Below are 22,558 nucleotides of genomic sequence, written 5' to 3' on the forward strand. Positions count from 1 at the left end.
CTCACACCGCCGTCTCGTCGAGCGGCAGCTTCGCCGACCATTCGACGAACGACGGGTCCGGGTCGTCACTGCGTACGCCCCGCAGCCGGTCGACGATCCGCTGGCTCCGCCAGGCGATCAGGCTCAGGTTCTTGTCCGCGAGTCCGCGCTGTTGCAAGGCAGCGTTCTGGACGAAGATGTTGCGATCCGCAGGACCGTCCCAGCACACGGCGAAATCGCGGTCGATCCGGTATTCGTCGCCCTCGCGCGCGATACGGTCGGCGATCGGGGCCAGGAAATCCGGAGCTGTCGACCGGAACCCGGTCGCCCACACCACCACGTCGGCGTCGACCTGGCCGAGTACGCCCGGATGGTTGCTGTTGGTCAGCTTCAGCGCCCAGGCATTGGCACCGGCCGTCACACTGACCACATTGCGATTGGGGTAGAGCGCGACCAGGTCCCGGTTTCCGTGGATGAACCGATCCGCGTAGATGCGCTGGTAGATCTCGCGCAGGGTCGCCTCGGAGATACCGTCACTGGACAGTACGTGCTGCTGGTTGAACGTCTCCCGGGCCTCGGGCTCCAGCCCGTAGAAGTAGTCCGAGTAACCCGGCATGTAGTAGTCGTTGGTGAACGGCGAGTCGTCGATGGGGTAGAAGTTGCGGCGCCGCGACACCCAGGAGACCCGCCTCGGCCGCTCGTCCTCGGGCCGCGATATCAGGTCGAGAAACGCCTCGGCCCCGGACTGCCCGCCGCCGACGACACAGACCCGCTGTCCGGCCAGGCTGTGGGCGCGGTCGACGAAGTCACTGACGTGGAATTGGGTCGCGCCGAGCTTGTCCCGGCCCTCCGGCGGCACCCACGGCTGATTGCCGATGCCCATCGAGATGTTGTTCGCGGTGACGGTACGGCGGTTCGTACGCAGGACGAAGACCCCGTCGAAGTCGACGGAGAGCACCTCTTCGCCGAACACCACGTTCTCGTTCCGGTGGCTCGCCCACTCCAGGTAGTTGCGGTACTCCTGCCGTGGTACGTCGCTGAACTGCGCGTTGATGAAGTGGTAGATGCGCCCCTTGTCCTTCAGATAGGACAAGAAGGAGAAGTCGCTGGTCGGGTCCGACAGGCTCACCAGATCCTTGAGTATCGACACCTGCAGGGTGGCGCCGGGTATCTGCTGGCCGTCATGCCATCCGAACGTTTCGCGCTTCTCAAGAAACTGGTTGGGTACTTCGGTGTGCCGGTACAACAAGGATGCGAGACTCAGATTCGCCGGACCCGCGCCGATGCCGACGCAGTCGTAGTGCCCTTGCCTACTCATAGCTCTCCTCATACGTACATCGGATGCCGTAGTCGTTCAGGAACGTGATCCAGCGAGCTGCCTCCTGCGCGTCATCGGTGGCCTTGTGCAGACCGGCTGTTGTCGTGCCGTCGAGGAGGCGTGAGATGCCGTAGGCCAGCGGCACGGACACACAGCGCGCCATCGCGGTCCCCGCCGCGTCGCCCACCAGGTCCAGCAGATAGGCGCCGGCCCAGGTCCGGCCCGCCGCGTCACGGGCCTCCAGCGCGACGGACAGCACGACGCGGTCCCGGTCGTCCTCCCCGGTCGGGTAGCGCGCGGCGAGCTCATCGGCCAGCGCGTTGATCTGCGCGGTGTCCCCCGTACGCAGTTCGTCGAAGACCGGCTGCCATGCCCGGCGCCAGCCGTCCAGGCGCAGCGTGCCTCGTACGAACGTCCTCAGCCGCCAGCCGTCGGGGATGCCGTACTGGCCGATGAAGGGCACCGAGTCGCGGTTCGGGTAGACCTCGAAGGTCTCCCCGCCCGCCCGGTGCGGCACGACCGCTTCCCACGGCTCGTCCACCACCCGCTCGGTACCGTCCTGCAGGTAGCGGGCCGGCGAGCGCAGCGCGCCGAGCACCCCGCGCGGGGCCCAGCTGAACCGGTAGCGGAACTCATTGGGCTTCGCCGGAAGGCCGCCGCAGTACGAGGTGAACCGCACGTCGCCGGCGGTGTCACCGACGGCCGCGCGGGCCCGCGCCACCAGCTGATGGGCCAGCAGGTGGTCGATGCCCGGGTCGAGACCGGCCTCGGTGAGCACCACGAGACCGGCGGCGGCCGCGTCCGGCGCCATCGCCAGGATCTCCTCGGACGTATAGCTGGAGCAGGCGAAATGCGCCCCGCTCTCGTAGCACAGACGCAGCAGCTTCGGATGCTCGGTCGCGGGGAGCATCGAGACCACGACATCGCCCGGCGCGAGCCGGCTCGGCAGCGTGAGCGGGTCGTAAGCAACCGCTGTGGCACGGCCGGTCAGCCCGAGCCGCTTCAGGGACTTCTCCGCCTTGTCCTGGGTGCGGCCGTACACCACGACCCGGTCGGCGCGGTCGCACAGCAGCGTGAGCCCGGCCCCGGTCGACAGGCCGGTCCCGATCCAGTGCACGGTGCCGCTGGGGGGAACGGTCTCAGGCATGGGTGGATTCCTCTCCTTCGCCGGTGTGTTCGGCCGCCTGGCCCGTACCGCCGCCCACCGCACGGAAAGCGGCGAGGCAGCGTTGCCAGGCGCCCGAGCCGGCGTCGAGCTGGGCGAGTTGTGGGGTCAGCGCGGCTGAGAAGTCGGTGCTGGCCTCCTTCGGCAGCAGCGACGGCAGGTTGTCGATGGCGATCAGGTTCAGCGGGACGTCCCCGTCCCTCAGCCGCCGCGCCGGCTCTTCCCAGCTGGTCGTCGCGTCGTAGATCGGGAGGACGTTGCAGTCGGAGGCGACATCGCAGGTCACATCAGCCACCACGCCCAGCCGCCGCGCGGGGTCGTCGATGTCGGCGCAGGACAGGAACACCGTGCCCGGTTGGCTGACTTGTACGGCGTTGACCAGGAGTTCGTGGTCGAGCAGCGCGGCCCGGTCGAGATCGCGGGTCTCCGCCAGGTCCCAGCAGGTCGGCGCGGTACCGGCGGTTTCCAGCGCGTCGCGGGCTCCGCGTCCGCACCGTCCCAGCGCACCGATGACGAGAGCCCGGACGGGCTCGGCCCCGCTCACCGCCTTCAGCCGCGCGTCGAGTTCCGCCCGCGTCGTCGGGCGCAGCGGCGCCGGGAGCGCGCCACGGTGGCACAGCACAGCGAGTGCGGCCCCCACGTACCCGGCCCAGTAGCCGAACGCAGCGAGTCTGCGCCCGTCGTCGTCGACCAGGTACTCGATGTCCAGCAGCGAGCCGCCGCCGGCACCAAAGCGGTGCAACAGCTCGTCCGCCCCCGCCTGCCCCTTGTACGCGTGCCCGAAAAAGACATGCCGGTGGGTGAGTGCCTTGGGCAGCCCGGGAAGTTCCTTGAGCCCGACGACGTACGCCTCCGAGGGCGCGCCGGGCCAGCTGCCCGCCGGGGCGGTGGCGCAGCCGGCCGCGACGTACTCGGCGAGCGCGAAGTCGCGCTGCGGTGACTCCTCGACGGTGACCCGGATGCCGCTGTCCACGAGGCGTCTGGCGTCCTCCGGCACGATCGGGGCACGTCGTTCCGACTCTCGTGCCTCGTGGCGCAGCCAGATGTGCGTGCCGCTCACAGCGCTGGGATGCGGGAGTTGGGGGAAGGACGGTACGTCACATCCCGAGGCAGGCCGGCGGGGTCGAACCCGTGGTCGAGGAGCTCCCCGACCACGGCCGTGGCCATCGCCGTGGCCAGGGCCTGACCGGGGCAGCGATGCGCGGCGGCACCGAAGGTGAACACCGACGGCTCCGGCCGTCCGGCCCGGAAGACCTCCGGCTCCGGGTTGACGGACGGGTCACGGTTGGCGGCCGCGAGCAGGACGAGAATCGCCTGCCCGGCCTCGACCTTGACGCCCTCGAACTCGAACGGGGCCACCGCGAAGCGGCGGGTGTTCTGCACGGGTGCGTCGTACCGGGCCACCTCCTCGACCACCTGTCCCAGCCGGTCCCGGGGTACCTGCCGGGCGGCGTCCACGCGGGCCAGTGCCATCAGGGTGTTGCCGATCAGTCCGGCCGTCGCCTCATAGGTCTGCGAGAGGAACCCAATGCCGTTGGCCAGCAGCGGGGCCGTGTCACTCCAGCCGGAGCCGGTGGCGATGCGTACCAGGTCTCCGAGCAGCCCCGCGTCAGAGCCGGTGACGTGCGGACCCATCAGTTCCCGCAGCCGTCCGGCGGCCACCGCGGCGGCTTCCTGCTGCTCGGCGGTCGCCGAGGCGGGAATGCACTGGACGAACTCGCCGATCAACCGGGCCGCCTCCTCGTCCGCGCCCTCGTCGAGACCGCACAGGGACGCCACCACCCGGGGCGGGACGGCGAGCATCAGCTCGGCCAACGCAGGCTCGGCCGGGTTGTCGAGACAGGACCTGGTCAGCCGGGCGGCGGACTTGGCGGCGGCGCTGTGGTCGGTCCCGTCGAGGGCCTCGACCACGACGGTCTTCAGGCGCCGCTGCACCTCACCGTCGGTCATCCGCACCAGGTGCCCGAAGACGTCGCCCGCGGCGGTGCCCCGGATGCCGCGCGGTACGGGCTCCGCCTCGGGGCGCACCCGGCAGTGCGGGTGCCGGAGGATGCCGGCCACCTGGGCCGCGCCGCTCGCGACCCACATCTGCAGGGTGTCGTCGTAGCGGAACGGCCGGTCGGCCACCAGGCCGGCGTAGTACGGGTAGGGGTCCGGGTGAGTGACCGCGGAAAGGGGGGAGAGCACGCTCAGGGTTCCTCTCAGGAGGTGCTGGTCACGGCTGTCGCGACGCGACGTGGGGAGGCGGGCCGCCGGTCGAGCGAGCCCGCGATGATCATCTTCTGGACCTCGGAGGCCCCTTCGTAGATGCGCAACGATCGGATCTGGCGGTAGAGACGCTCGGGCACGCTGTCCGCCACCAGACCCGCAGCGCCGAAGATCTGCACCGTCGCGTCCACGATCTTCTGGGCCGTCTCGGTGGCAGCGAGCTTCGCGATGCTCGAATGCTTCGCATAGGCGCGGTTGCCCCGGTCGATCTCCCACGCCGCCCGGGCCACGAGCAGGGCGGCGGCGTTGAGACCGACTTCGGTGTCGGCGAGCATGGCCTTCACCAGCTGCAGGTCGAACAGCACCCCGTTGTAGATGCGCCGCTCCCGTGCCCGCGCGGTCGCCGCGTCGGCGGCTCGGCGGGCGAAGCCGACGGCGGCGGCGCCCACCGTCATCCGGAAGCGTTCCAGCACGTCCGAGGCGATCACGAAACCATGGCCGGGCCGCCCGAGGACACTCGACTCGGGCAACAGACAGTCCTGGAGGACGAGATGGCCGAAGGGGCGCGGCGCGATCATCCGCACCTCCCCCACGACCCGGAGCCCCGGGGTGCCGGCCGGCACCAGGAAGGCGGTCAGCCCGAGTGCCCCGGGGCCCTCTCCGGTACGGGCGATGACGCAGTGCACGTCCGCGATGGTGCTGTTGGCGATCCACGCCTTCTCTCCGTTGAGCAGGTAGCCGCCCACCACGCGCTCGGCCCGCAGGCCGACGGCGGCGACGTCCGAGCCCGCCGCCTCCTCCGAGACGGCGAAGGACCCGGCCGTCTCGCCGCGTGCCATCCCCGGGAGATAGCGCTGCTTCTGCTCTTCGCTGCCGTAGCGGAGAATCGGCGTCGCCGACAGTGCCTGGATGGAGAATGCGAAGTCCGCGAGGTCGTCTGCGTAGGCCAGGATTTCCCGCGCCAGACACAGTGACCGGTAGTCACCGCTCAGGGTGGGGTGTTCACTCGCGGGGTCGAGGAAAGCGAGCCAGCCGTCGGACCCGAGCGCCCGCAGGATCCGCGACCCGGTCTGTTCCGGGCTCTGCTCCGGGCTCTGTTCCGGCGTTCGCTCGTTCTCGTCCCACAGCTCGGCGTGGGTCTCGCACCACGCGCCGAGAAGACGCGCCGCCGAGCGATGGTGTTCCTCGTACAGCGGCAGGGCCAGGATGCTCTCGTCGACACCGCTGATCGGTACGTCAGTCATGGCACACCCTCAGATCACCAGGTCGGCATCTTCACGCGCGGCGGCCCGCTGCGGGGGCTCCGGCACCGCATCCAACTCCGTGACCAGGGCGTGCTCGACGAAGTAGGCGAACGACGCGTAACCCCGCCAGATCCTGCGCCACTCCTGCTGGACGGCGTCGGCACCGACCGTGCGCCTGACATCGTCGAGGTACGAGATGATGATCTTGGCGGACTCCCGGGCGTGGCCTGCGGAGAAGTTGTCGATCGACAGATGGGTCTTCTCGTAGGCCGTGTCGAATCCATGCCTGTGGAGCTTCTCCATCTCGTGCATCCGCAGTTCGCCGAGGCCGAACATCTCGATCGCGAGGTTGTAGCCGAGCAGCTCGTTGTAGTAGCTGTCGGGGAACAGCGACAGGCAGATCTGGTGGATCGAGAATCCGTAGAGGCTGTCGGGGATTTCGCCCTGCTCCAGGAAGTCCTCGTCCCGGATGTGCGGCAGCCGGATCGACATGCTGTCCAGCACCTGGTTGAAGATGGTGACGTGGTTCTTCGCGACGTCACCGCGCCCCATCTCGTCCGCGTAGATGCCGAACAGCATGCCGTCGCTGCGCCGGTTGAAGCGGCCGAGGTTCCCGATCCGGCACGCCCAGGTGCCGTCGATCAGGTTGGCGAGGGCGAAGGTCATCTGGTTGAAGATCACTTCGTCGCGGCCGGGTATCTCCTTGAGCGGCTGGTACGGGTCGACCAGCTTGTCCCAGTAGATTCGCTCGACGCGCGCCAGCAGAGCCTGGGGGGTGTACTCGAAGTACGACGCGTCGGTGTACTTTCCGTCGGCCCCATGGGCCAGCAGGATCTCGCCGTCCGCCAGCCCCTGCTCGGCGCGCTCCCTGGCCACGGGGCGGAAGTTCGCGAAGTTCTCCGCGTTGACCAGCCGGTGGAAGAGCAACCGGTCGTCGTATGCGCCCGGTTCGGCGAAGGTGAGGGACTCGGGGGTGCTGTGCGCCAGCGCCGTACGCCGGCGCGTGGCCCGGTCGTCGCCGACCCGGTCCTCGGGCAACTCGATCCGGCCCGGTGCGCCCTGCTGCACCCCCTCGGCCCATGCGTTCAGGATCGCGGCTTCCCTTTCGTCGAAGACGCCGAACATGGGGCCGCCGAACTTCAGGGCGCGGGTGAACCGGGTTCCGCCCGCGCGCAGTTGCCGCAGGTGGCGGGAGTCACGGAACTCCGTCATGAAGGCGGTGAAGTCCAGATCCGGGTCACTGAGCACATCGGCGAGGAGCCGGTCGCCGACCTTCACCCGGCGATGCTGGCCTCCCGCGAACGCCGCGTGCCGCTTCAGGATCTCCGCGGCCTTCGCGTCGAGTGGCAATTCGCTCCGCCACTTGGCGAGGTCGCAGAGCATCGCGACCTGCTCCTGCTCCAGGGTGAGGGCGAGGCGGATCGCGGTGTGCAGCCGCCGCCGCTCGACCGAGCCGTCAGCCGACTGCTCGACCAGGGCCAGATACGCGGTCAGCGTCTCGCGGACCGACGCCTCATCCAGCAGCGGCGCGGTGCCGTACAGCAGGTCGTCAACGCCGAGCGCGTGAAAGACGTAGTGGACGCCGACGATTTCCGGGAGGAAGTTGGCCGGCAGCCGGGACAGCGCGAGGTAGAAGGCCGCGTGCAGCGCGGTGAGCGGCCGGGTGTCGGCACGGGCGCTGAAGTCCTCCGCGACGATATCGGGGAGGTAGACGGCCTCGTCCTGAAGCGCATGACGTCGCAGGTACTCCACGGCGCGTTGCGGGTTGCCCTCGCCCTTGAGGCGGAAGTGGTGCTGGAACAGGTGGTTGACGATGACCGACGGCTGTGTCGCCGGCTGCGAGATCGTGTCCAGCCAGCACCCGGCGAGCATGGCGATCGGCGCACGCTGACGCAGTACGGCGGTCCGGGCGTCCGTCTCGCTGCCGGTGAGCCGCTCCACCTGCCCGGCGATCGCCTCGCGGACCGCGTTCACCTCCGCGACGATCTCGTCGATCCCCGCGGGGGCGTCGTCCGCTTCCGGGGCCGCCTCGCTTCCCAGGAAGGCGTGGGCGACCTTCAGCGCCACGAGTAAGGACGCCTCCGACTCCTGGTCGCGGAGAAGACGCTGGAACACCTCACTGGGCGCCTTCTCTAAAATCGCCGCCGCCTCGGCCGCGACTCCTGGAGTGAATTCATAGGATGTCGTCGGCAGAGAAATGATGGTGTCAGGTGGCGTACAGGCAAGTTTTCCGACAGTCGGCATAAGAAACCTCTGATGGTTGTCAGGCGCGTGCCGAATAGGTGCTGTTACGTTCCGCAGAATCAGCGGCCGGTGGCGACCGGCAGCTTTCGCAGCAGGATGCCCACGCGCACCCCGGGGACACTGGCGGCCAACATGTAGTGCCTGCCGTCCCGAATACGGTCGGCCGCGTCCCGGTCCGCCAGGTTGACTACTGGGTCGGCGGCGAAGCAGTGGCCGAAACGTTCGATATTTCCCGTGCACAGCTGCGACGCGCTGAACCCTGCCTGCAGTTCTTTCATCATGACCACAGGCTTGTAGATGTTGGAGTGCATCAGGCCGTCGACATCGTCCAATTTCATATCGCGAGATGTCAACAGGGCTTCATTCACCCGCCGGGACAGATCCGCGCTGATCTCATGGGACCAGTCCATGGCGGTCGTATCGTGCGCCGCCGCACTGGCAACCAGTTCATATTCACCGTCGGTGTCCGTCACCAGACAGGCCGCGGCTCCGTCGCTGAAAAGGGCGAAGTTCCTCATCCGAGTTGTTTCGTCGGCCACTCGGTCGGTGGTGATGACCAGTACCCGCCGATGGCTCCCGCCGGCGATCAACGCCTGGGCGACCCGCAGCCCCGCCAGCAGATTGGTACATCGGTTCAGCGTCATCCCCATGACGTCGTGGTTGCCCGTCCCCAGCCCGGTGACGATCGTCTCCACGAAATTGCCGTGGGTTTCGGCGTCTCCGGGAAAGCGGGTGGAGCACAGCACCAGGGCGTCGACCGATACCGGATCCAATGCGGCGCCGCGCAGGGTGGCGGTGCCGCACTCGATCGCCAGCGTTTCGAGGGACTTCTCGGTCCGGTGGACCTTTCCCCAGCCCCAGAGCTCCGGTCGGCGCGGCATACCGAACTCCTCCGCGCGCTCCGGCAGATTGCCGATCTCCGAGTGGTCGAGCTCGATCTCGCCGAGAACGTACCGTGGCGCGCTCAGGAACACGCGTTTGAGGCTCACAGGGACTCCTGATCAGCCGGCTTCGGCGCCGTCACCATCCACTGGTTGACTTCGCCGTACGACGGGGCGTCCGCGACGAACCCGAAGGTTCCCCGCTCGCGCACCTCTCGCGCCGCCTTGACCAGTCCGCCCAGCGCCGCCCGGGAAAACGTCGAACCGAGGCTGATTCGGCGTACCCCACAGGCCGCCAGCTCCGCCACTCCGAGCGGCTGCTTCTGACTTCCCGCGAGCACATTGACAGGCCGCCCGACCGATGCGCACACCGCGCGGATCGCCTCGGCGGTGGGCAGCGCCGGTGCGTAGAGAACGTCTGCACCCGCTGCTTCGTACGCCTGTAGACGCCGGATCGTGTCCTTGAGGTCGGGTCTTGCGTACAGGAAGTTCTCGGCGCGGGCGGTCACGGTGAACGGGAACGGGAGAGCTCGTGCGGCCTCGACTGCCGCGGCCACCCGTTCCACCGCCTCGCCCAGCGGTCGGACCGGGTCGTCCGGGCGTCCCGTCGCGTCCTCGATCGAGCCTCCCACCAGGCCGGCCTCGGCTGCGGCTCGGATGGTGTCGGCGACACCTTCGGGAGTCTCTGCGAAGCCGCTCTCCAGGTCCGCGGAGACCGGAAGATGCGTCGCGGCCACGATGTCCCGTGCGTTGCCGATGACCGCGGCACGGTCCAGCAGATTGGCCCCGTCGGGGCAGCCGAGCGCCACGGCGAGGCCCGCACTGGTGGTCGCGAGTGCCGGGAAGCCGAGGCCGGTGAGAATCTGTGCGGTTCCCGCGTTCCACGGGTTCGGAATGACGAATGGTTCGGGTCCCGCGTGCAGATCCCTGAACACGGCGCCCTTTGACTGCTGTTCTGCTGCGGACGGTAACACCGTCACGCCCCCCGTTTCGTCGCTAGATCAATTCGACATGGTGTCCTGCGGGCGTGGCCAGGTCCTCGCTGCCACGCACCAGGGGCAGCAGCACGTCGGTGACGGCAGCGCACCGGTTCATGAAGTAGAAGTGCCCTCCGTCAACCCAGTAGTGGTCCGGCGGGCTTGTGCTCTCGCGGCTCCACGGCTCGAGGCCCGCTGCCTTGACATGCGGGTCGTCCACGCCATTGATCAGCGAGATTCCGATGGTGAGCGGTGCCGCCGACCGGTACCGGTACTCCGCGGAGAGCTGGAAATCGGCCTGGAGTCCGGGCAACAGCAGCCTGCGCAGATCATCGTCCGCGACGGCTTCCGGCGGTATGCCGCCGAAGTAGCTCATGGCCTCGGCGAACTCACGGCCTTCGAGGCGAGCGATCTGGACCGTACGCGCCGACGGTGCCCGCGCGGGGGCATTGGAACCGGACGCCACCAGATGGCGGAGATTGTCCATGTCGCGCAGTCGACGCGCGACCTCGAATGCCACCAGTGCGCCGAGACTGTGCCCGAACAGATAGAACGGCTGCTCGCCGGCGGCTTCGGCGATCGCCGCGGCAGCTCCGTCGGCGAGTTCGGCGATACTCTCCGGGACGGGCTCGTCGGCGCGATAGTCGCGTCCCGGCATGCATATGGGGACAATCTGCGCACTGCCGTCAAGGTCCGGCTGCCAACCGAGGAATGTGCGCGGGCTACCACCCGCATGATGAAAACAGAAGATGTGAGGAACAGATGAGTCGATCTCGTGGGATAAGAACCACTGCTGTTCAGGCATTGACTACCCATCATTCAATTATCTGACTGCTGCCCGCTCGTGCGAAGTTCAGAAAACGGAACTACGCTCCTCCACTTAACTGGACGCATCCCTCGTCACTGAAGTGGTATCGCCTGCTGTTGAGTTGGGGCTCAGCCCCCCCGTAATCAGGAACTTACATGGGCCCTGATCGAACATCAAGCCATTTTGAATTAACGTCCATCTCGGCCGTCGCGTCGAGTGGGCGCCGGGTTCCACGGCTCCGGTGGGGTGGTTGAAACTCATCGGGGTGGGTTGTTGCCGCTGGTCAGCCGAGATTTCCGGAGGGTGTCGAATCGCTGGATCGCGCTGGTGATCACGTCGGTCCCGGGGCAGTGGCGGGTGAACTTCAGGTGCCGGCGGCGGGCGGTGTTGGCGAACTGGGCAGCGGCGGAAAACAGCCGTGGCCACAGGCAGCGGGGCTCCCAGAGCCGGGATCTGCCGGTCAGGGCGAGCATCGGCAGCCGGGCCGGCAGGTCCAGGGCCGAGCTCGACGCTCTCCAGCCAGATCTGGTTCTGCGCGGTTTCGCGCAGGGGCAGGTTGTGCAGACCGGTGGCGGCTACTCCACGGCCCTGATGTGCCACTACCTCGGCGAGGACAACGTCACCACGGTCGAGGTCGACCCGCAGGTGGCGACTCGTGCCGATGCCGCCCTGGAGACCGTCGGCTTCTCGACGTGGACGGTGACGGGCGACGGACTCCTCGGCCACCCGTACCGGGCGCCGTACGACCGCGTCATCGCCACCTGCGCGGTCCGTCGCATCCCGTACACGTGGATCAGGCAGACAAAGCCTGGCGGCATCGTCGTCGGCACGGTCGGCTCCTGGCCGTGGGGAACCGGCCTCGCGAAACTCAGGGTCGACGACGGCGGCACCGCCGAAGGCGCGATCGTCGGGCGCTCCTCCTTCATGCAGGCGCGCGCCCAGGCGATGGTCCCCGTGGCGGGCGATCTCTCCGCCCGGACCGCGTACGCGGACAGCGAGCGGACCGCGCTGGTCTCCCCTCTCGCCCTGGAAGAGTGGATGCCCGCCTTCCTCGCGCAGTTGGCGGCGCCCGGCGCACAGTTCGTCCGCGCCACCCGCAGCGACGGCTCACCCTTGCGGTACCTCTTCGATCCTGAGCCGGAGTCGTTCGCCGAGTTCACCGGCGACGGCGAGAGCTGGACCGTCCGCCAGGGCGGCCCCGCGGCACTCTGGGACGACATCGAACGCTCCCTCACGGCCTGGCAGGACGCCGGGGCGCCAGACATCGACACCATTCGACTCCGCGTGACAACCGCGTCCCACCTGTACTGGATTGACCGGAGCCCGTCACTGCGCTGGGAACACCGGCTCGCCTGAACCACTACCCTCCGAGGATTGGACGACGAATATCAACAAACTGCACCCGCGGTTGGATACCTACGCGGGCCGGCTGGGCCGCGGCACGGGCCTGTGGCACGGCGACGTCACCACCGGGCGTCATCGCCAACTGCAGACTGACCGCCCCGCAAGGGCCACCTCACCGCGGCCGCCGTCCTGACGCCGCCTCCTCGTATCGGTCCTTCCTTGTCGATGCCATGGGGCGTGTGGGACGGTGGGCGGCATGACGAAGTACGTCGCACTGCTGCGCGGCATCAACGTCGGGGGCCACGCCAAGATCGCGATGAAGGATCTCCGCGAGCTGCTCGGCGAGATGGGGTTCGACGAGGTCCAGACGTACCTGCAGAGCGGGAACGTGGTGTTCGCCGACCCTGCGGGTGCCGCGCCGGGCGAACTGCGGGAGCGGATCGAGAAACGCCTCTCCGACGGACTGGGCGTACCGGCCGGCGTGCTGCTACGCACCGGCGAGTCGCTGGCCCGGACGGTCGCCGCCAACCCGTACCTGGACCGCGAGGACGACCCGACCAAGCTGCACGTCACCTTCCTCGCCGAGAGGCCGACCGCCGAGCAGGCGGCCGGCCTACAGACGCCCGCCGCAGAGACTGCCGAGTTCACCCTGGTCGGCGACGAGATCCACCTGCACGTGCCGGGCGGCTACGGGCGGACCAAGCTGAACAACACGTTCATCGAGCGTCGGCTGGGCATCGCCGCCACCACCCGCAACTGGAAGTCCGTCAACGCCCTGCACGTGATGGCGTCCTGACGGGCGCAGGGTCAGCCCCGCAGGTTGATCGGGACGCTGTCGAAGCCCCGGTTGCCGAGGCCCGGGTGGCGCACCGCCGGAGCCGCGGGCTCCAGTTTCGGGAAGCGGGCCAGCAGCCGGCCGAACACCACCTCGGCTTGCAGGCGGGCCAAGTGCGCGCCCAGGCAGTGGTGGATGCCGGCCGCGAAGGAGAGGTGGCCGTTCTCCTTGCGGGCGACGTCGAAGGCGTCCGGGTCGTCGAAACGCTCCGGGTCGTGGTTGGCGGCGCCGAGCATCATCATCACGCCCTGGCCGGGCTTGAGTTCGGTGCCCGCGAAGCTGTGCGGCTCCAGCACGGTGAACACGTCGAACTGGGACGGCGAGTCGAAGCGCAGCATCTCCTCGACCGCCGAGGGCAGCAGTCCGGGGTCCTCGGTGAGGCGCCGCCGCGACTCGGGGAAGCGGAACAGCGCGTCCAGTCCGTTGCCGATCAGGTTGGCGGTGGGCGTGTTGCCCGCGCCGAACAGCAGCAGCGCGGTGGCGATCACTTCGGTCTGGTCCAGCGCGTCGGCCGAGGTGCTCGCGAGCCGGCTGAGCAGGTCATCCTGCGGGCGCTGCCGCTTCTCGGCGATGAGGCCGCCGAGGTAGGAGGCGAGGTGCGCCTGGGCGGCGACGCCGCGGTTGATCTCCGCGGGGCCGGCGGCCGGTTCCATCAGCAGGCCCAACTCGTGGATGACCGGGATCAGTTCGGCCCGGTCGGCCTCCGGGATGCCGAGCAGGTCGCCGATGGTGCTGACCGGCAGCGGCATCGCCAGTTCGGTCATCAGGTCGGCGCCGGGCCGCGCCGCCAGCCGGTCGAGAAGGCCGTCGACGCGCCGGGTGACGCCGTCGCGCAGCGCCTCGACGTGCCGGCCGGTGAAGGCGGAGCTGACGATCCGTCGTAGCCGGGTGTGCTGCGGCGGATTGGTGAGGATCATGCTGTGCTGCATCAGCTCCATGACGCCGCGCAGGTCGTCCTTGGAGACGTCCTTGAGCTGGAGCTTCAGCCACTCGTCGCCCTTGCCGAGCGAGCGGTTGCGCAGCGCCGCGTTGCAGTCGACGTGTCGGCTGAGCACCAGGGTGCCGTCGCTGGTGAGCAGCGCGGGCGCTGCGTTGCGGAGCTGGTGGTAGAGGGGGTAAGGGTCCTCCACCGGCTGCATCATGATCGTGTAGAAGAGCTGTTCGGCTTCGGCGTCGGCGCGAGCGACGACGGGCTCCGCGGGGGGCCTGGCGGGCATGAGTTCTCCCTTCACTGTTCGGAGGGTGACGGATGGTCAGCTACTGGTGAGCTGTGCGCGCAGCTGGTGCTTGAGCACCTTCCCCATCACGCCGCGGGGCAGGGCGTCGACGAGCTGGAAGCGGGTCGGGATCTGGTGCGGCTCGAGCCGCTCGGCGAGCGCCGCCCGGACGGCGGGCAGGCCGTCGTCGGCGAGCACCAGGACGGCAACCAGTTCGACCCGGTCGGTGCCGGCCACCGGCACGCCCAGCACGGCGGCCTGTTCGACGCCGGGGCACTCGTACAGCGCTGCCTCGGTGTAGATGGTGGAGACCAGCTTGCCGTCGACGGTGACGGCGTCGGCCGCCCGGTCGAACAGGTGGAGTTCACCCTCGGCGTCCAGGTAGCCGAGGTCGCGGGTGCGGGTCCAGTCGTCGGTGAGCTGCTCGTCGCGCTCGGCGCCCTCCAGGAAGAGGCGCTTGGGCGCGCCGCAGCGCAGCCAGATCTCGCCGATCTCACCGGTGGCGACGGGGTTGCCGTCGGCGTCGGCAACGAGCAGTTCGGAGCCCTCGCCGGGGCGGCCGACGCAGAACGGCCGGGACACGTCGAAAGTGGCGGCGATCACCGCGGGCACCGCCTCGCGGGCCGCGTACACCGAGGTGACCTGGGCGTTGGGCATCATCCGCTTGAGCGCGGAGGCGGTGGCCGGCGGAAGCGGGGCGGAAGCGGTGGCCAGTGTCTCGACGCAGGACAGGTCGTGGGTCTCGTGGATCTTCCCGGCGACCATCTGGATGCCGATCCACGGGGTGAACATCACCGAGACGATCTGGTACTGCTCGATGAGTTCGCCCATGCGGTTGACGTCGTTGACCGGGCAGAGCACCAGGGTCGCCGGGTTGGTCAGCGCGATGGCCATGGTGGTGGCGCTGGAGGTGGTGCCGAGCGGGATCGGGGCGAGCAGCGGCTTCGGCTTGCCGAGCTGCTTGAAGCCCTCGGGGCCGCGTCCGAAGGTCAGGTTGCCGTGCGGGGTGGCGATCGCCTTGGCCGTTCCGGTGGTGCCGGAGGTGTAGAGGATGTCGGCCAGGTCGTCGGGCCTCAGCTCGACCTTGACGGGGGTGGAGTCGCCGCTGTCGACCTCGTCGACGGTGGCGGCCCAGCCCTCGAAGCCCTCGGGCACCACGACGTCATGGCCGCGGACCAGGCCGGTGACCTGGCACTGGGCGATCCGGCGGTTGAACTCGGCGGCGGAGATGTCCCTGTGCATGTGCACCGCGGTGGCACCGGCGTTGACGATGCCGAGGTAGGCGATCGCGTAGTCGATCCAGTCGAGGCCGCCGAACAGCAGGGCGATCCGCTCGCCGCGGCTGGTGCCCCGGTTGAGCAGGCCACGCGCGACGGCGTTGGCCCTCTTGTACCACTCGCCGTAGCTGAGTGTCCGTTCCCCGTTGATGTTCACGACGATCTGGTCGGGATGGATCTCGGCGCGCAGCCGGAGCAGGTCGGGAACAACCAGCGCGGGTGTGGCGACGGACATGTGCATACCCCCAAGGCCCTGGGATTGTCGGCGGGCCGACGCTACCCAGCGGGCCCGGCCGCCCGACGTACAGGATTGAGCAGTTGAGGGAATCGGTGGATCCGGCGGTGCGGTGGTTCGGGGGAAGCCGAAACGGGCCCGCCGCGGCTGCGGCGGGCCCGTTTCGGCCGGGCGGGTCAGCCCTGGCTGATGCAGAACGGGTGGCCGGCCGGGTCCAGGAAGACCCGCCAGCGCTCGCCGCCGGGCTGGGTCTCCGCCTTGGCGGCGCCGAGCTCCAGCACCCGCTTCTCGGCGGCGTCCAGGTCCTCGGCGGAGAAGTCGAGGTGGAACTGCTGCGGGACGCTCTGGCCGGGCCACTGCGGAGCCTGGTAGTCGGCGACCTTCTGGAATCCCATGGCCGGGCCGCCGTTGCCGTCGAGTCCCGCGAAGTCGTCCGACTTGTACGAGATCTTCAGACCGCTGAGCTCCGAGTAGAACTCGGCCAGCTCGGTGGGGTCGGAACAGTCGAGGGTGACACCGTAGTACTTGGTAAGCACGGGCATGCCGAAACTCCTTCGGTGCAGGTACATGGATTCGGAGGTGGCCGAAAAGCAGCGCACGACATCCGTCGGCTCGGGTCGAGAACCGGCAAGCCGATAGTGACTGTATTTCAGAACTACCGTGGCCACACACAAAAGGCAATGTGCGAGGCCACGCATTCTCGAGTCGAAGGCTACTCGGTGTGGTGACTCAGGACTTGGAGTTCCACACATTCGACTCGGCCGAAGCGTTCGAGACTTGGCTCGCCGAAAACCACGCGTGCTCTCCCGGCATCTGACTCAAGCAAGGTGAACAGCAAGTGGTCCGAGGTCAAACGAACGGGACAAGGGCGAGAAGCTCCACCCGTAGCCGGTCACCGCACTAGCCCTGCAGCAGGGCCAGCAGTTCGGGGGTGTAGAGCTCGGAGACCGGGCGGACCCCGGCCACCGTGTCGAAGTACCGCTGGGTGAGGTCCTCGCTGGTGCTGACCGCCCGCAGCAGCGCCAGGCGCTTCTCGCGGGCGTCGGCCTGGGCGACCAGCAGAGTGCCCTGGTACGGGGGCGTCAACTGCTGGACCACTTCGGTGCCGTAGGCCTCCAGGGCGGCGGTCAGCCGGGCCTCGTCGTGAAGGCCCTCGGCGACCGCGTCGACCAGCAGCTCGGCCTGTAGGAAGGCGTCGCCGATGCCGCGCGCGGTGATCGAGTCCTTGTGGTGGGCGGCATCGCCGACCAGCGCCCAGCCGGGGCCCGACATCTCCCGGAAGTAGTTGCGCTGGTCGCCGGTGCCGCGCAGCCGTTCGGTCTGCTCGGCCCGCTCCATCTGCGCGAACAGTGCCGGGGCGTTGACCTTGACGCCCTCCCGGTAGGCGGCGAAGGCGTCGGTGCGGACCTCCTCGAAGCGGTCCTGCGGGAAGTACGCGGAGATCAGCACCGCGTCGTTGGTGGGGACGGCGGAGACCCAGCCGCGTTCGCCCTCGTACAGCTCGAAGTCGGTCTTCGGGCCGTCCCAGAAGGTGTAGTAGGCGCAGGTCAGCCGCGGGTGTTCGACGGTGGTGCGGGCGCCGACCAGCTCGGCGACGGTGGAGCGCATGCCGTCCGCGCCGACCACCAGCCGGGCGCGTTCGACGGTGGGCCGACCGCCGGGGGTGGTGCAGCGCACGCCGACCACCCGGCTGTCCTCGACCAGCAGCTCGTTGACGCCGCAGTGGTCGCGGAACTCGACGCCGGCGGCCACCGCGCCCTCGACCAGGATCTCGTCCAGCCGGTGGCGGCGGGGGGCGTACGAGGCGTGCACCGTGCCGTTCGGGCTGGCGCAGCCGGCCAGGCGGACGTCGTCGATCTCGTAGACGGTCCGGTCGAGCGGTGGGCAGCCGGTGGCCTTGACGGCGTCCAGCAGGCCCCAGCGCTCCAGGCGGGACACGCCGGGCTGCTGGATGTACAGCGTGGAGAGGGTGTCGGTGCGAAACGCCGCCCGGTCGAGCAGCAGGACCCGGTAGCCCTGCCGGGCGAAGAGCATGGCCGTCGGCCCGCCCGCGCATCGCGCGCCCACCACGATCGCGTCCCACTCCACGACGAGCCACCTCCCGCAGCGGTCCGGGCCAGCGCTGTCTGCGCTGCGCCCACTGCGGGCCCGACCGTACGCAGCCCGGGAGTTCGGGGCCGCCCACTTTTGAGCGTGCCCCGCGGCGACCGGCGGCTACGGGCGGATCAGCGGCAGGATCAGGTCGTCGACCACGGAGACCACCAGTTCGTCGGGGACCGGCGAGGGGTCACTCAGGAAGCGCTGGACCAGCATGGCCGGGCCGATGCCGATGATCAGCGGGCTGATCGAGCCCTTGCGGACCTCGCCGCGTTCGGCGGCCCGTTCCAGGATCCGCCGGAACACGTCCTGGCGGGGGGCGACCACCCGGTCGTTGACGATGCCCATGAACGGCCGGTCCCGGTCCATCTCGGCGAGCAGGCTCTGTACGGCGCGGCCGACCGGGGAGTTGAGCACCGTGGCCTTCTCGCGCATGTGCTCGATCAGGTCCTCGCGGACGCTGGCCCCCTCGGGGAGTTCGTCGGGTGACGGCAGGCTGTTGTCGAGGGCGTCGACCACCAGCGCGGCCTTGTTGGACCAGCGCCGGTAGATCGCGGCCTTGCCGGTGTGCGCGGTGGCGGCGACCGAGTCCATGGTCAGGCCCGCGTAGCCGACGTGGGCCAGCTGTTCGATCACGGCGTCGAAGATGGCCTGCTCAAGGGCCTTCCCCCGGCGCCGAATCGGCGTACCGGCGACCGTGAGTGACCGGGCGTCAGCTGTCATGGCATCCCCCATCCGAGCGACAAGTGAACTCTTGCGTTCCCAATTTGTTGCACGGTAGGGTCCCAGCATAGGAAACTGTGCAGTACCTTATCGAAGATCGAAAGTACGATGACCGAGCTGGACGCTTCCCCCCTGACGGCCTCGGCGCCACGGTGTGGCCGCCGCAGCGGCATGGCTCTTGCCGTGATCGCCGTCGCGCAGCTCATGGTGGTGCTCGATGCGACCATCGTGAACGTCGCCCTGCCGCGGGTCCAGAGCGCCGCCGGGATTTCCACCGAGAACCTGTCCTGGGTGGTCAACACCCACCCGCAACGCGGGTGTACTGATCCGCACCCCCGCGATGCCGGCCGCGCCCGAGGCGGACCTCGACGGGTCCGGCCCCGCGGGCCCGATCGGGGACGTCCCTCCGCTGCGATGAGCGGAACCGGAGCGGGACCCGGGGTGTCCGGCCTGCTACCGGTCGGCCAGTTCCTGGCGCAGGATCCGCTTGAGCACCTTGCCGGTGATGCCGCGCGGCAGCGACTCCCGGGCCTCGACCAGGACGGGCAGCTGGTGCGGCTCGAGCAGTTCGGCGAGGAAGGCGGGCAGTTGGCCGGCGGCCGCCGGGTCCTCCAGTACCACCACCGCGGCCGGGCCCGAGCCCGCGGCGACCACCGCGGCCTCGCGGACCGCCGGGTGCTCGTACAGCGCCGCCTCGACGGCCACCGAGGAGACCCGCACCCCTGCGCCGCTGTCGAGCACGTCGTTGCCGCGGTCGAACAGGTGCAGCCAGCCCTCCTCGTCGAGGTGGCCGAGGTCGCCGGTGCGGATCCAGCCGTCGATCCGCACCTCGGCGTCACGCCGGGCGTCCAGGTAGTGGCGGCCGGGCGCGGCGGAGCGCAACTGAATCTCGCCGACCTCGCCGAGCGGGAGTTCGGCGCCCAGGGCGTCGGCGATCCGGACCTCGCTGCCGCGGGCGGCCCGGCCGAGGGTGCTGGGGCGGGCCGGGTCGAAGGTGTTGACGACAACCGCGGGGACGGCCTCGGACTGCGAGTAGGCGGTGTTCAGCTCCGAGGCGGGGAACAGCTTCAGCAGTCCGCGGCTGAGCGCGGGGGCCAGCGGGGCGGAGGCGATCGCCACCCGCTCGACGCAGCTGAGGTCGTAGCGTTCGCCGAGCCGGGCGGCCAGCATCCGCATCGCGATCCACGGGGTGATCATCACCGAGCCGATCCGGTGACGGCTGATCAGTTCGGCCATCCGCTCCACGTCGTCGACGGCGACCAGCACCAGCGCCGACGGCGAGGTGACCGCGATGATGGCCACCGTGGTGGCGCTGGAGGTGGTGCCCAGCGGCATCGGGGCGAGCAGCGGGGTCGGGTTCTCGAACTGCAGCAGGCCCTCGGGGCCGCGCCCGAAGGTGAGGTTGCCGTGCGGGTTGGTGAATGCCTTGGCCGGCCCGGTGGTGCCGGAGGTGTAGAGCACGTCGGCGATGTCCTCGGGGGCGAGCGGCACGTCGACCGGCGTCTCGTCACCGCTGTCCAGTTCGGCGACCTCGGCGGTCCAGCCGGTGAAGCTCGCGGGCGGGCGCAGCGGGCTGCTGTGGATCACCCCGGCGACCTGGCACTCCGCGAGCCGGCGTTCGATCTCGCGTTCGCCGAGCCGGTCGCTGAGGTGGACGGCGGTGGCGCCGACGCTGAGCACGGCGAGGTAGGCGACCGCGTAGCCGGTCCAGTCCATGCCGCCGTACAGCAGGCCGATCCGGCGGCCCTTGGTGACGCCGGCGGCGAGCAGGCCGTGGGCGGTGCGGTCGACCCGGCGCTGCCAGTCGCCGTAGTTCAGTGCGTCGGTTCCGTCGATGTTGAGTGCAATACGGTCCGGATACCGTTCGGCCCGCTGGCGCAGCAGATCGGTGACTCGGACCACGGTGCTCGCTCGTTCCATGTCGACTCCTCGACCGCAGGGCTGGAAATCCCACGCTACGAAGCCGCTATCGCCTTATCTGCTCAGAATTGCGCGACTGCCGTGGCGCCTTGCGGTATACCGTCGAGAGGTTGGTGAACCAGTACGCATTTTTTCGGACCGACCGGAGAGAGCTGATCATGACTCGGATTGCTAATTCCGCGTGGGAGACATCCTCCTGGGAAGAATCCAACTATTTCGAGCCCGCGGACGGTCCGCCGCTTATCCGCGCCGATGTGAAGCGCGTCTTCCACGGTGATGTGGAGGGCACCGGCGAGGCGGTCCTAATGTGCTGCCGCCCGGACGAGAAATCGGCCGGATACGTCTCCACCGAGCACATCGTCGCCACGCTGGCGGGACTCTCCGGCACCTTCGTGGTCCAGCACGGCGCGTCGATGGGCGCCGACCGGCCGCAGACCATCGGCTTCGTGGTCCCGAACTCCGGCACCGGCGGCCTGACCGGCCTCAGCGGCACCTGTGCCTTCGGCCACGACGAGGAGGGAAAGGCGTACTTCCGCCTGGAGTACCAGCTGCCGTGAGACGACGCCGTCCCCGCACCGGCAGCGGCCGGTCCGGGGACGTCGCGCGTTCAGCGCGCGATGATCTCCAGGGCCACCGCAGGGCGGCCGCCGAACCGCCGGCCGACCAGCTCGGCGAAGGCCTTCATCGGCTCGGCGACGCTGGTGACCGGCGGATTGAGGCCGCCCAGGTAGGCGCGGTGTGCCTCCAGCGAGGCGATGCCCGCCTCCAGATGGTCGGTGACGTCGACGGCGTGGGTGGGCTGCGGGGAGTTGGCCATCGCCACGTACGTGACGCCTGACCAGGGCTCCAGGCCGAGGTCCTCGAAGATCCACCGGTTGCCGGCGTCACCGACGGCGTCCAGTACGGCGTGCGCGGTGTGCCGGTGATCAGGGGTGTTCCACTTGCCGGTCGAGGTGGTCTCCCGGCCGTTGAAGCCGAGCACGAAATCGGGTCGGTGGCGGCGGATCGCGGCGGCGATGTCCCGGCGCAGGCCGAGCCCGTACTCGATCTCGCCGTCGCGGTGGTCCATGAACTCGACCTCGGAGACGCCGACGATCTTGGCGCTGGCCCGCTGTTCGGCCTCGCGGACCGCCGCTGACTCGGCCGGGGTGAGGCCGTCGATGCCGGCCTGGCCCCTCGTCACCAGCAGGTAGGAGACGCTCTTCCCGGCGGCCGTCCAGGCGGCGACGGCGCTTGAGGTCCCGAACTCGATGTCGTCCGGGTGGGCGACCACAGCGAGGGCGCGGTTCCAGTCGTCGGGCAGGCTCTGCAGATCCTCAACGGTCATCGTGACACTCCTTCGGTTGGCAGCTGACGGTTCGTCGGTGCGGACGGCCAGAGGTCGAGGTCCGCCCGGATCTCGTCCAGCAGGCCGGCCGCGTGATCCTTGAGGTAGAAGTGGTCGCCGTCGAACTCGCGGAACCGGAAGGCGCCCGCGGTGACCTGCGCCCAGGCCGCCAGCTCGTCCGTGTCGGCCTCCGGGTCGTCCCGCCCGACGAACGCCGAGATCGGGCAGTCCAGGCGGGGCGCGGGCAGCGGCGTGTAGGTGTCGTTCAACTCGAAGTCGGCACGCAGCGTCGGCAGGAACAGCCGTACCAGTTCGGGCTGTTCCAGCACGTCGGACGGGGTGCCGTTGAGCCGGGCCACCTCGGCGAGGAAGGCCGCGTCGTCGAGCCGCGCGTAGGACGCGCGGCGTGCGGGCAGGTGCGGGGCGCGGCGGGCCGAGACGAACAGCCGCACCGGGGCGGGCAGGCCGAGCGCCACGAACCGCCGGGCCAGCTCGTAGCAGACGGCGGCGCCCAGACTGTGCCCGAACAGGGCGTAGGGCCGGTCGAGTTGAGGGCCGATCAGTTCGGCCAGCGGGCCGATCGCCTGTTCCATCGTCACGTACGGCAGCTCGCGGATCCGGCTCTCCCGGCCGGGCAGCACCACCGGGCGGACCTCGATGCCGGGGGCGAGCGCGGCGCGCCAGGGGTGGAAGAACGCGCCGCCGCCGCCGGCGTGCGGCAGGCAGAACAGCCGGAGCTCCGCCTCGGTCCTGCTCATG

The 22,558-nt window shown here is 69.5% G+C and carries 20 protein-coding genes; 3 read left to right on the top strand and 17 right to left on the bottom strand.

From position 1 onward, the window contains the following. Position 1: 1 nt before the first annotated feature. The 9 genes from ACZ3H8_RS13740 to ACZ3H8_RS13780 form a co-directional block, all read right to left on the bottom strand. The gene (locus ACZ3H8_RS13740; RefSeq protein ID WP_467401165.1) at positions 2-1,297 is read right to left on the bottom strand and encodes a lysine N(6)-hydroxylase/L-ornithine N(5)-oxygenase family protein; all 1,296 of its coding nucleotides are present in this window, start codon (positions 1,295-1,297) and stop codon (positions 2-4) included. Then, on the bottom strand, positions 1,290-2,444 hold the full coding sequence (locus tag ACZ3H8_RS13745) for a saccharopine dehydrogenase family protein (protein WP_467401166.1): 1,155 nt from the start codon (positions 2,442-2,444) through the stop codon (positions 1,290-1,292). Before ACZ3H8_RS13745 ends, ACZ3H8_RS13740 begins: the two co-directional genes overlap by 8 nt. After that, positions 2,437-3,522, bottom strand: a complete 1,086-nt coding sequence (locus tag ACZ3H8_RS13750) for a saccharopine dehydrogenase (protein ID WP_467401169.1) — start codon at positions 3,520-3,522, stop codon at positions 2,437-2,439. Before ACZ3H8_RS13750 ends, ACZ3H8_RS13745 begins: the two co-directional genes overlap by 8 nt. Then, positions 3,519-4,649, bottom strand: a complete 1,131-nt coding sequence (locus tag ACZ3H8_RS13755; protein WP_467401171.1) for a cytochrome P450 — start codon at positions 4,647-4,649, stop codon at positions 3,519-3,521. Before ACZ3H8_RS13755 ends, ACZ3H8_RS13750 begins: the two co-directional genes overlap by 4 nt. Positions 4,650-4,663: 14 nt before the next feature. After that, positions 4,664-5,914, bottom strand: coding sequence for an acyl-CoA dehydrogenase family protein (locus ACZ3H8_RS13760; RefSeq protein WP_467401174.1), 1,251 nt, complete (start codon positions 5,912-5,914; stop codon positions 4,664-4,666). A 9-nt stretch (positions 5,915-5,923) separates the two neighbouring features. Continuing rightward, complete coding sequence (locus tag ACZ3H8_RS13765) at positions 5,924-8,029, bottom strand: iron-containing redox enzyme family protein (RefSeq protein WP_467401176.1); 2,106 nt, start codon at positions 8,027-8,029, stop codon at positions 5,924-5,926. A 188-nt stretch (positions 8,030-8,217) separates the two neighbouring features. Then, on the bottom strand, positions 8,218-9,147 hold the full coding sequence (locus tag ACZ3H8_RS13770; RefSeq protein WP_467401178.1) for a beta-ketoacyl-[acyl-carrier-protein] synthase family protein: 930 nt from the start codon (positions 9,145-9,147) through the stop codon (positions 8,218-8,220). Beyond that, positions 9,144-10,019, bottom strand: a complete 876-nt coding sequence (locus ACZ3H8_RS13775; protein WP_467401181.1) for an isocitrate lyase/PEP mutase family protein — start codon at positions 10,017-10,019, stop codon at positions 9,144-9,146. Before ACZ3H8_RS13775 ends, ACZ3H8_RS13770 begins: the two co-directional genes overlap by 4 nt. A gap of 16 nt (positions 10,020-10,035) precedes the next feature. Beyond that, positions 10,036-10,821 (bottom strand): thioesterase II family protein, encoded by a 786-nt coding sequence (locus ACZ3H8_RS13780; RefSeq protein WP_467401182.1) that lies wholly within the window; start codon positions 10,819-10,821, stop codon positions 10,036-10,038. 306 nt (positions 10,822-11,127) lie between these two features. Between ACZ3H8_RS13780 and ACZ3H8_RS13785 the strand changes: the two genes are divergently transcribed. After that, a complete protein-coding gene (locus tag ACZ3H8_RS13785) occupies positions 11,128-12,180 on the top strand; it encodes a methyltransferase domain-containing protein (RefSeq protein WP_467401184.1) in 1,053 nt (350 codons plus the stop codon). A 244-nt stretch (positions 12,181-12,424) separates the two neighbouring features. After that, positions 12,425-12,964 (top strand): DUF1697 domain-containing protein, encoded by a 540-nt coding sequence (locus tag ACZ3H8_RS13790; protein WP_467401187.1) that lies wholly within the window; start codon positions 12,425-12,427, stop codon positions 12,962-12,964. A gap of 11 nt (positions 12,965-12,975) precedes the next feature. Here ACZ3H8_RS13790 and ACZ3H8_RS13795 read toward each other — a convergent pair whose 3' ends face one another. The 6 genes from ACZ3H8_RS13795 to ACZ3H8_RS13820 all read right to left on the bottom strand — a co-directional run bounded on the left by ACZ3H8_RS13795 (position 12,976) and on the right by ACZ3H8_RS13820 (position 20,472). After that, positions 12,976-14,220, bottom strand: a complete 1,245-nt coding sequence (locus ACZ3H8_RS13795; protein ID WP_467401189.1) for a cytochrome P450 — start codon at positions 14,218-14,220, stop codon at positions 12,976-12,978. A gap of 36 nt (positions 14,221-14,256) precedes the next feature. After that, the gene (locus ACZ3H8_RS13800) at positions 14,257-15,732 is read right to left on the bottom strand and encodes a class I adenylate-forming enzyme family protein (RefSeq protein WP_467401191.1); all 1,476 of its coding nucleotides are present in this window, start codon (positions 15,730-15,732) and stop codon (positions 14,257-14,259) included. A 176-nt stretch (positions 15,733-15,908) separates the two neighbouring features. Next, complete coding sequence (locus ACZ3H8_RS13805; protein WP_467401194.1) at positions 15,909-16,274, bottom strand: VOC family protein; 366 nt, start codon at positions 16,272-16,274, stop codon at positions 15,909-15,911. Between the two features lie 358 nt (positions 16,275-16,632). Further along, entirely contained in the window at positions 16,633-17,820 is a 1,188-nt protein-coding gene (locus ACZ3H8_RS13810) for an NAD(P)/FAD-dependent oxidoreductase (protein ID WP_467401196.1), read from the bottom strand. A gap of 126 nt (positions 17,821-17,946) precedes the next feature. After that, a complete protein-coding gene (locus ACZ3H8_RS13815) occupies positions 17,947-18,552 on the bottom strand; it encodes a TetR/AcrR family transcriptional regulator (RefSeq protein WP_467401199.1) in 606 nt (201 codons plus the stop codon). Between the two features lie 453 nt (positions 18,553-19,005). Next, a complete protein-coding gene (locus ACZ3H8_RS13820; protein WP_467401200.1) occupies positions 19,006-20,472 on the bottom strand; it encodes a class I adenylate-forming enzyme family protein in 1,467 nt (488 codons plus the stop codon). 158 nt (positions 20,473-20,630) lie between these two features. Here ACZ3H8_RS13820 and ACZ3H8_RS13825 point away from each other — a divergent pair, with 158 nt between their 5' ends. Next, positions 20,631-21,029 (top strand): DUF3224 domain-containing protein, encoded by a 399-nt coding sequence (locus ACZ3H8_RS13825; RefSeq protein WP_467401203.1) that lies wholly within the window; start codon positions 20,631-20,633, stop codon positions 21,027-21,029. Between the two features lie 50 nt (positions 21,030-21,079). Here ACZ3H8_RS13825 and ACZ3H8_RS13830 read toward each other — a convergent pair whose 3' ends face one another. After that, positions 21,080-21,799, bottom strand: coding sequence for a PIG-L deacetylase family protein (locus ACZ3H8_RS13830; protein ID WP_467401205.1), 720 nt, complete (start codon positions 21,797-21,799; stop codon positions 21,080-21,082). After that, entirely contained in the window at positions 21,796-22,557 is a 762-nt protein-coding gene (locus ACZ3H8_RS13835; RefSeq protein WP_467401207.1) for a thioesterase II family protein, read from the bottom strand. The genes ACZ3H8_RS13830 and ACZ3H8_RS13835 overlap by 4 nt, the downstream gene beginning before the upstream one ends. Position 22,558 lies beyond the last annotated feature (1 nt).

It is taken from the genome of Streptomyces sp. NPDC002868, from assembly GCF_055563295.1.

Coding starts and splice junctions, on each gene's coding strand:
- ACZ3H8_RS13740 (WP_467401165.1), bottom strand. CDS start 1,297: ATGAGTAGGCAAGGGCACTACGACTGCGTCGGCATCGGCGCGGGTCCG.
- ACZ3H8_RS13745 (WP_467401166.1), bottom strand. CDS start 2,444: ATGCCTGAGACCGTTCCCCCCAGCGGCACCGTGCACTGGATCGGGACC.
- ACZ3H8_RS13760 (WP_467401174.1), bottom strand. CDS start 5,914: ATGACTGACGTACCGATCAGCGGTGTCGACGAGAGCATCCTGGCCCTG.
- ACZ3H8_RS13780 (WP_467401182.1), bottom strand. CDS start 10,821: ATGCCTGAACAGCAGTGGTTCTTATCCCACGAGATCGACTCATCTGTT.
- ACZ3H8_RS13790 (WP_467401187.1), top strand. CDS start 12,425: ATGACGAAGTACGTCGCACTGCTGCGCGGCATCAACGTCGGGGGCCAC.
- ACZ3H8_RS13795 (WP_467401189.1), bottom strand. CDS start 14,220: ATGCCCGCCAGGCCCCCCGCGGAGCCCGTCGTCGCTCGCGCCGACGCC.
- ACZ3H8_RS13800 (WP_467401191.1), bottom strand. CDS start 15,732: ATGTCCGTCGCCACACCCGCGCTGGTTGTTCCCGACCTGCTCCGGCTG.
- ACZ3H8_RS13805 (WP_467401194.1), bottom strand. CDS start 16,274: ATGCCCGTGCTTACCAAGTACTACGGTGTCACCCTCGACTGTTCCGAC.
- ACZ3H8_RS13815 (WP_467401199.1), bottom strand. CDS start 18,552: ATGACAGCTGACGCCCGGTCACTCACGGTCGCCGGTACGCCGATTCGG.
- ACZ3H8_RS13820 (WP_467401200.1), bottom strand. CDS start 20,472: ATGGAACGAGCGAGCACCGTGGTCCGAGTCACCGATCTGCTGCGCCAG.
- ACZ3H8_RS13825 (WP_467401203.1), top strand. CDS start 20,631: ATGACTCGGATTGCTAATTCCGCGTGGGAGACATCCTCCTGGGAAGAA.
- ACZ3H8_RS13830 (WP_467401205.1), bottom strand. CDS start 21,799: ATGACCGTTGAGGATCTGCAGAGCCTGCCCGACGACTGGAACCGCGCC.
- ACZ3H8_RS13835 (WP_467401207.1), bottom strand. CDS start 22,557: ATGAGCAGGACCGAGGCGGAGCTCCGGCTGTTCTGCCTGCCGCACGCC.